Source organism: Streptomyces sp. NPDC001880 (assembly GCF_053594575.1).
In genome coordinates this window covers 1-6,912 of record NZ_JBSFET010000162.1, presented here as the reverse complement: position 1 = coordinate 6,912, position 6,912 = coordinate 1, and the positions used below count along the sequence as shown (strand labels likewise).

The following is a 6,912-nucleotide window of genomic DNA, read 5'->3' as shown; positions in this document are numbered from 1 at the left end:
GTCCGCTCGGCCGCACGGGCGCGCCAGGGCCTCGAAGCGACGGCCCCGAGCGCCAGACGCACTTCATGGACGAGACCGTCCCGGACATCGAGCGCGGCGGCGATCGAGCCGATCGCGAACGCGTACGAGGCGCGCTCGCGCACCTTGCGGTACCGCGAGTGGGCGGCGACGGGGGAGGGCGGCAGTGTGACGCCGGTGATCAGTGCGCCGGGCGGAAGAGCGGTCTCGATGTGCGGAGTGTCGCCCACGGGCGGATAGAACTCCGAGATCGGCAACTCGCCCGGCCCGTCGGCCGTTTCGTACGAGATGACGGCGTCGAAGGCGGCGAGGGCGACTGCCATGTCCGAGGGATGGGTGGCGACGCAGTGCGCGGAGGCGTCGAGGATCGCGTGGTTGTGGTGTTCGCCTTCGACGGCGGGACAACCGCTGCCGGGGGAGCGCTTGTTGCACGGCTTGCTGATGTCGGTGAAGTAGCCGCAGCGGGTCCGCTGGAGAAGATTGCCGCCGACCGTGGCCATGTTGCGCAGCTGCCCGGAGGCACCGGCCAGCACGGCCTGCGCCAACGCCGGGTAGTGACGCCGCACTTCGGGATGGGCCGCGAGATCGCTGTTGGTGACGGTCGCCCCGATATGCAGTCCGCCGCTCTCGGTGAACTCGACTGAACAGAGAGGAAGTTCACGTAAGTCGACGAGCAGCGCGGGCCGCTCCACGCCTGCCTTCATAAGGTCGACAAGATTGGTGCCGCCGCCGAGGAAGCGGGCGTCGGGGTCGGAACCGAGCAGGGCGACCGCTCCGGAAACATCGAAGGCTCGCTCGTAGCCGAACTCCTTCACGCCACCGTCTCCTTGTCCTGGTTCCCGGCCGCTTCCGCAGCTTGCGCGACTGCCTGCACGATCGACACATAGGCGCCACAGCGGCACAGGTTGCCGCTCATGCGCTCTCGGATCTCCTCGGCGCCGAGTGCGGGTACCTCCGCCTCGGGCCGGACGTCGTCGGTCGCCGCGCTCGGCCAGCCCGCCGCGTGTTCCTCGATCACCGCGATGGCCGAACAGATCTGCCCGGGTGTGCAGTACCCGCACTGAAATCCGTCGAGGTCGAGAAAGGCCTGCTGCACCGGGTGGAGCCGTTCACCATCGGCCACGCCCTCGATGGTGGTGATTTCCCGCCCCTCGGCCGCGACCGCGAGCTGGAGGCAGGAAACGGCCCGGCGCCCATCGATCAGCACCGTGCAGGCTCCGCATTGCCCCTGGTCACAGCCCTTCTTGGAACCGGTCAGGTCGAGACGCTCGCGCAGGGCGTCGAGCAGGGTGGTGCGATGGTCGACCGGCAGTGTGTACTTCTCGCCATTGATGTTCAGGGTGATGGCACTGGACGTTGCTGGAGTCATGATCAGCCTTCTTTCGCATTGCTGATGCGCGTCGAACGAGACGATCCCGGTGGACATTCCGGGAGGGAGAGGGCGATGAGGGTGATTCAATCATTGACGGTGGGCTCGTTCGCGGGCAGGGCGTGTCGGCGGTCGGGCGGGCGGGATCAGACGTTCATGCCGTAGCCCAACTCCTCAGCGGTGACGCACCAGAAGGAGTTCTCATCGGCGACGGCCGCCGCGTCGATCGCCTCGAACCGCTCTACCAGCGCCTCGGTGAGCGCGTCGGCAGTCCCTTCGGCCAGGTCCTCGGCCGTGTCGGAGCCGTTGTCGGGTGCTTCATACGCGTCCGCCTCGGCTGCGGCCTCCACGTAGGCGCGGCTGAACAGGGCGAATGCCGCAACGCTGGAGTTCACCAGGTGGGGTATGCCGTCCTCCGGCAGGCCCCACAGCGAGCCGTCGGCGCGGCACACGCCGAGCGCGCTCAGACCCGGGTCGAGCGCGACCAGCGCGTACCGTTCCCCTTCGACCGTGCGTTCCACGAAGGGGGCGTCCTGCCAGGCACCGGGGTAGGGGGAGCCGGTGCATCCGGCCAGGAGTGAGGCGATTTCGGTATCGTCCATACGGAGAATCTAACCTCCGTCGCTGACACGGCAGCCGCGTTTTCCGGCCTTGGGCCGGCCTCGCCGCCATACCCGATGGAGCCCGCCAACGGGACCCCGCGAGGTGCCACCGATCCCTTTGTCGACGGGGCCGGTGCGTAGGGTGCGGGATGATCGAAATTCCAGAGGCATTCGCACGGAGCACGGTCGAGCGGGAGGGCGAGCCGGGTGCCGCTTGGCTGGCCGAGCTGCCAGGTGTGGTGGAGGAGCTGCTGGGTCGCTGGGAATGCCTCCCGGACGGTGAGGTCATGCACGGGGGCGTCGGAATCATCGTTCCGGTGCGACGGCGGGACGATGGGGCCGCCGTGGTGAAGGTGTCGTTCCCCCATCCCGGCAATGTGCACGAGCCGGACGCCTTTGTGGCCTGGGGCGGATACGGAGCCGTGGTGCTGCACGAGCGCGACGACGAGCACTTCGCCATGCTGCTGGAGCGAGTTCGGTCGTCCACTCTGGCGGAGGTCGACGAGGACGATGAGGCAGTGAGGATCGCAGGGCGGATCAGCCGCCGACTGGCCATCCCAGCGCCGCCCGGCCTGCCCCGGCTCCGGGAGCAGGCAGATGCTTGGGAGGCCGAACTGCTCAAGGATGGACAGGAGTTGACCCACACGCTGTCCCGATACGTGGTGGACGCCGCCCTGGCGACTGCCAGGGAGCTCGGCCACGATCAGCCGGACACTCTCATCCACGGCGACCTGCATGCCCGCAACATCCTGCGCGCCGACCGTGAGCCGTGGCTGGCCGTCGACCCCAAGGGGTACGCTGGAGACCCCGCGTACGACGGCGGCACGCTGCTCAAGTCGCGGGCGCTGACGCTCATCGCGGCGAGCGACCTGCGCAAGGCGCTGTACCGTACCTTGCGTGTCTTTGCCGACGCGGCCGAAGTCGACCACGAACGGGCCCGGCGCTGGGCCCAGTTCCATGCTGTCCAGGCCGCCTTCTGGGGGCGCCGCCATGGACTTCGCAGGGCGCGGAGTGGAGCACAACTGGACTGGCTCACTCAATTTGCCGACACGTTGGCGGATTTGCTCACCAAGAGCGCCCGGTGTGACGGCCCATGAGCGCAGCATTCATCATTGTCGCGCCGGCGTTCGCCGGATAGCCGCCGACCGGCCTGAACATTCGTGAATTGACGTAGCGTCAGGAGCGATCGGCTCGGGGCGACCGGCAACTGAGCGAGTTCTACGGGCGCCTCCTCGTGCTCACCGAGACAAACAGCCGGGTGTACCAGGTCTTCTCGGAACGCCGCCTCCCACCCCGACGACAGATCGCCTCTGCAACACGGACCGGACGAGCTGCCACTGGCCGAGGAGTAGGAGGCGGCTGGACGCGGCGACCCTGGCGCCGGGCTCGCGCGTGGAACCGGACGAAGCTCCGGGCGGCCAGGGAACCTGACCTTTCCCGTGCGGTAACTCTAGTTGCGGCCTATGGATTCGGTAACTAGAGTTACCGGTATGACGCTGCCCGAGATCACGACCGCGGAACAGACAGTTCTCGACAAGGCTCTCCTCGATGCCCTCAACCCACTCGCCTCGGCCATGCGTGCCCGGGCAACCGGGCTCCCCGAAGAGCGCATGTGGGATGCCGACCCCATCGGCGTCACTCTGTCGATCCTCACCACCTGGAAGGTGGTGGACGCTGAGGTCAAGCGATTGACGGCAATCGCGGCAAGAACCGCCGGTTCCTACGGTGCGAGCTACGAGCAGTTGGGCGCTGCCTGGGGTATCACCCGGCAGGGCGCTCGGAAGAAGTGGCCCGACGCCATCCACAGGTCAGCCCCTGCCGAATTGGAGCCGAGTGTCATCGAACTGTGCGGTGGCAGCGCCGAACTGTCCCGGGATCCGTCATCCGGTGGCTGGCGGTGGACCGGACGGGGAGCCGATGGCACGCGCGACGAAGCCGACAGCACCTCGTACTACGCAACGAAGGAGGAAGCAGCCGCGCACGCAGGCGCCTTTCTGCGAGAACACGTCGCCGAGCACTAGGTTCCGCGTGGCAGCCGATGCGTGAGCCGTTCGCGGGCTTCTTCGGTCGGACGCGCCGGGGCGTCCGACCGCTGCCCGCCCTCGCTCTTCCGGCATTTTGTTTCCCCGAGCACTGTCCTTCTCCGCTCCGGACGGGCCCAGGACCGCGGGCGCCAGGTGGTCACGGAACCAACGGTGCCCCGGCTCGGTCGAGTTACGGGGTGTCAGGCCAATCCGAGATCGAGAGGTGCCAGGTCGAGGGGATGGGAAAGGTGCGAGTGCTCTCCGGCCGGTCAGGCATCCCAGGCGCGTGGGCGGTTCAGCTCTTCCCATTCGGGGCGGAGCAGTGAGAACACGGCGAGGTCGTGACGGTGGCCGCGGTGGAAACAGGCGGCGCGACTGGTGCCTTCGCGTACGAAGCCGGATTTGGCGAGAACGGCGAGCGCGGGGGCGTTGTCGGTGTGGGTCTCTGCCGTGAGGCGGTGCAACGGGAGCTCCCCGAACGCGAGGTCCACCAGAGCGTCGAGGGCGTCGGTGCCGTGGCCGTGGCCACGGTGCTCAGCAGCCAGCACCAGCTCGACCTGTGCTGTGCCGTTGACGATGTTCTGGCCGGTCAGTGCGATGTGGCCGACGGGGGTGCTGTCAGGGAGCAGGACGAGGAAGTCGTCGCGATCGTCGTCTTCATTGTCGCGCTCGACACGCTCGCGCACCGCGGAGAGGGAGCGCGGCCAGATGCCGAATTCATAGGCGGTCACCGGGTCGGATCGCCAACTGTGCAAGAGTTCGGCGTCTTCCGTGTCGACTGCCGCGAGTCCGACAGCCCTGGCGCGCCAGGAAAGCTGCCTCTCGATCTCTGCGTCCTGCTCGTTGCCCGAGATCTCGGTGTCTTCGATCATGGGTGGATGCTATGGGCGCCTTCGAGTCGCGGCCACCGGATTCCTCTGCCCAGTCGCCCAGCGCTGCCGTTCCTCCATCCTCTGGAAGGCAGCGCTGTCGACCGTGAACGTACTGGTCCGAAGTCTCGCGCCGAGCTTGTCAGTGGCGTGGTGCATGATCGGGACGATGACTGTTCGAAGGAGATGAGGCACCATGCCGATCACGAACCAGCAAGTGGCTGAACACGCCTTTCTGCAACCGCTGTACGCGGACGACTACTTTCCGGATCACGTCGTCGACAAGGGCAGGGAGATCCTGCTGAGGCTGTGCGAGCGGATCGAGTCAGAGCAGCCGGCGGACCTGCAGGCTCTGTACATGCTGACGGAGGCGGCGACGGAGCAGTTCAATCTGCTGGAGGCCGAGTTCGAGGCGGCAGGGAGTGAGATCGAGACCGTTGCGCGAGAGGAGATAGCCGAGGACTTCTGGTTCGTGGCGTCGGCCTACGGATTCTCGGACGCAGACCCGGAGGAGCTGATCGCCGCCAGGGAATGGTGAGGACGGACACAGGGCCGCGGTGTTCCGCCCTGCCGGTCCAGGACGGGGCACCACCGCGGGCAGGATCTTCTTCGCCGCTGGCGCCGACGAACTCCTGTGAAGCGGACCTGCCGTGGGTTCCATGCGGCAGGAGCGTTCGCCTGTGCCGACCGTAGGACCATCGAGCCGGATCAACAACGCGCCGAGCTCGGATTTCGCGGCCCCGACGATCAACGGGACGGTTCCCCACTCCCGTGAGCCGGATCTCAGCGGGAGGGGGAGCGGCGTCAGCTGCCTGCCGGAAGGTGCTCGGCCGGCCTCGAAACCCAGTAGCGGTGGACGGCCCAGCCGGCGCCCACTGCCAGCGTCGTCCAGATGAGAATCTCGGCCACAACGGTTTCCTGCGCGAAGGTCAGGCCCGGCCGGGGTGGGAGTGCAATCATTTGGGCGGTGCCGCCCGCGGGCACCGCCAGCCCGGCGAGCAGACCGGTCACGCCGGGCCGCTCGATGGCCGCACCCACCACACCCAGGACGGATCCGAACAGCACGCTCGCCGCCCACCACGTGAGCAGCTCCGGCCAGTACCAGCTGAGCGGTTCGTCCCGGACCAACGCGTCCATCGGGTAATACGCTGCTGTGGCCGCCATCAGTGCAAGCGCCGCGGCCACGGCGCCCCGAGCCCATGTCCTGGCCAGCCGCCCCATCACCACAGCGAGCGCGGCCCATGCCCAGCCGAGACCTACCAGGAGGCTGAGCACCTTCGCGATGCTTGCCCAGACGGTGCCTGCCAGCGGAGCGCCAAGTGCCGAGTACGGGGAGGAGAGGGCATTGGCGAGCGAGGTGACCGCACCGAACCCGGCCCCTGTCACGAGGCCCAGCACCATGATCTTCATTCCATGAGCATACTCAGTATGTCGGTCGTGTCCTGGCGGTGGTGCCTCGTCCGTGAATTCCCTGCCCTGGCCGCAATCCTTCCTTCTGGCGTGGAGACACTGGCTGTTCGGCTGTCGGGACTGGACTCGATCCCTGTTTCGCCCGACGGCACACAAACATCCGACCCGCCCTCGTCCATGTCCGCCACGGCTCCCGTCACCCTTGACGAAGAAGAGATCGGAGCGGTGTGGCTCGAACGCCCCGGATCGCCGAATCCGCTCGACGAGGTCCTGCCGGACCGGCTCGCCATCGCGGCCGCCGTGACTGTCGAGCGGTTCGGCCCGGCCACACCGCCATGGCCAACCCCGCCCTCGTCGACCTGGTGATCGGATCCGCCGGCGGCGATGAGGCCAGAGGACGGGTGCTACGGCTGCCGGGATGCCCGAGGACGCCTCACGCGACAGCACCGGCGTCGGGCGGACCCTGGTGTGAGGCCGTGGCATCTCCCGTGCCGTTACGGTGTACGGCCATCCGCAGCGTCGCGGCGGGGTCGGTGCCGACCACGTCGGCGGTGTACGTCCGGCCGGTGCTGAGCGTCACCTCGATCGACGAGGCGCCGGAGATGACGTGGTTGTTGGTG

Annotated in this window: 9 protein-coding genes and 1 pseudogene; 4 read left to right on the top strand and 6 right to left on the bottom strand. The window is 67.8% G+C overall.

Features of this window, described 5'->3' with window-relative positions; genetic code table 11:
- The 3 genes from ACWCQ6_RS34960 to ACWCQ6_RS34950 all read right to left on the bottom strand — a co-directional run.
- Window positions 1-833 (bottom strand): FAD binding domain-containing protein (locus ACWCQ6_RS34960; RefSeq protein WP_451096209.1); only part of this gene is annotated, 833 nt, incomplete at its 3' end.
- Entirely contained in the window at window positions 830-1,387 is a 558-nt protein-coding gene (locus ACWCQ6_RS34955) for a (2Fe-2S)-binding protein (protein WP_451096207.1), read from the bottom strand. The genes ACWCQ6_RS34955 and ACWCQ6_RS34960, both read right to left, overlap by 4 nt.
- Window positions 1,388-1,533: 146 nt before the next feature.
- Entirely contained in the window at window positions 1,534-1,989 is a 456-nt protein-coding gene (locus tag ACWCQ6_RS34950; RefSeq protein ID WP_451096205.1) for an SUKH-4 family immunity protein, read from the bottom strand.
- Window positions 1,990-2,138: 149 nt separating this feature from the next.
- Here ACWCQ6_RS34950 and ACWCQ6_RS34945 point away from each other — a divergent pair, with 149 nt between their 5' ends.
- Both ACWCQ6_RS34945 and ACWCQ6_RS34940 read left to right on the top strand, forming a co-directional pair.
- A complete protein-coding gene (locus ACWCQ6_RS34945) occupies window positions 2,139-3,086 on the top strand; it encodes an aminoglycoside phosphotransferase family protein (protein ID WP_451096203.1) in 948 nt (315 codons plus the stop codon).
- 393 nt (window positions 3,087-3,479) lie between these two features.
- Window positions 3,480-4,010: a hypothetical protein gene (locus ACWCQ6_RS34940; RefSeq protein ID WP_451096201.1), complete on the top strand. Its 531-nt coding sequence runs from the start codon at window positions 3,480-3,482 to the stop codon at window positions 4,008-4,010.
- A 272-nt stretch (window positions 4,011-4,282) separates the two neighbouring features.
- Here ACWCQ6_RS34940 and ACWCQ6_RS34935 read toward each other — a convergent pair whose 3' ends face one another.
- Window positions 4,283-4,885 carry a GNAT family N-acetyltransferase gene (locus ACWCQ6_RS34935; protein ID WP_451096199.1) on the bottom strand — a complete coding sequence of 201 codons (603 nt, stop codon included), beginning with the start codon at window positions 4,883-4,885 and terminating at the stop codon, window positions 4,283-4,285.
- A gap of 193 nt (window positions 4,886-5,078) precedes the next feature.
- Here ACWCQ6_RS34935 and ACWCQ6_RS34930 point away from each other — a divergent pair, with 193 nt between their 5' ends.
- Window positions 5,079-5,420 carry a DUF5713 family protein gene (locus tag ACWCQ6_RS34930; protein WP_451096197.1) on the top strand — a complete coding sequence of 114 codons (342 nt, stop codon included), beginning with the start codon at window positions 5,079-5,081 and terminating at the stop codon, window positions 5,418-5,420.
- Window positions 5,421-5,686: 266 nt separating this feature from the next.
- On the opposite strand, the gene ACWCQ6_RS34925 is transcribed toward ACWCQ6_RS34930, so the two are convergent.
- Window positions 5,687-6,292 carry a hypothetical protein gene (locus tag ACWCQ6_RS34925; RefSeq protein ID WP_451096195.1) on the bottom strand — a complete coding sequence of 202 codons (606 nt, stop codon included), beginning with the start codon at window positions 6,290-6,292 and terminating at the stop codon, window positions 5,687-5,689.
- 177 nt (window positions 6,293-6,469) lie between these two features.
- Here ACWCQ6_RS34925 and ACWCQ6_RS34920 point away from each other — a divergent pair, with 177 nt between their 5' ends.
- Entirely contained in the window at window positions 6,470-6,658 is a 189-nt protein-coding gene (locus ACWCQ6_RS34920; protein ID WP_451096193.1) for a hypothetical protein, read from the top strand.
- Between the two features lie 67 nt (window positions 6,659-6,725).
- On the opposite strand, the pseudogene ACWCQ6_RS34915 reads toward ACWCQ6_RS34920, so the two are convergent.
- Window positions 6,726-6,912: pseudogene (locus ACWCQ6_RS34915) on the bottom strand (hypothetical protein); the annotation flags it as partial.

Coding starts and splice junctions, on each gene's coding strand:
- ACWCQ6_RS34935 (WP_451096199.1), bottom strand. CDS start 4,885: ATGATCGAAGACACCGAGATCTCGGGCAACGAGCAGGACGCAGAGATC.
- ACWCQ6_RS34955 (WP_451096207.1), bottom strand. CDS start 1,387: ATGACTCCAGCAACGTCCAGTGCCATCACCCTGAACATCAATGGCGAG.
- ACWCQ6_RS34945 (WP_451096203.1), top strand. CDS start 2,139: ATGATCGAAATTCCAGAGGCATTCGCACGGAGCACGGTCGAGCGGGAG.
- ACWCQ6_RS34925 (WP_451096195.1), bottom strand. CDS start 6,292: ATGAAGATCATGGTGCTGGGCCTCGTGACAGGGGCCGGGTTCGGTGCG.
- ACWCQ6_RS34950 (WP_451096205.1), bottom strand. CDS start 1,989: ATGGACGATACCGAAATCGCCTCACTCCTGGCCGGATGCACCGGCTCC.
- ACWCQ6_RS34930 (WP_451096197.1), top strand. CDS start 5,079: ATGCCGATCACGAACCAGCAAGTGGCTGAACACGCCTTTCTGCAACCG.
- ACWCQ6_RS34940 (WP_451096201.1), top strand. CDS start 3,480: ATGACGCTGCCCGAGATCACGACCGCGGAACAGACAGTTCTCGACAAG.
- ACWCQ6_RS34920 (WP_451096193.1), top strand. CDS start 6,470: ATGTCCGCCACGGCTCCCGTCACCCTTGACGAAGAAGAGATCGGAGCG.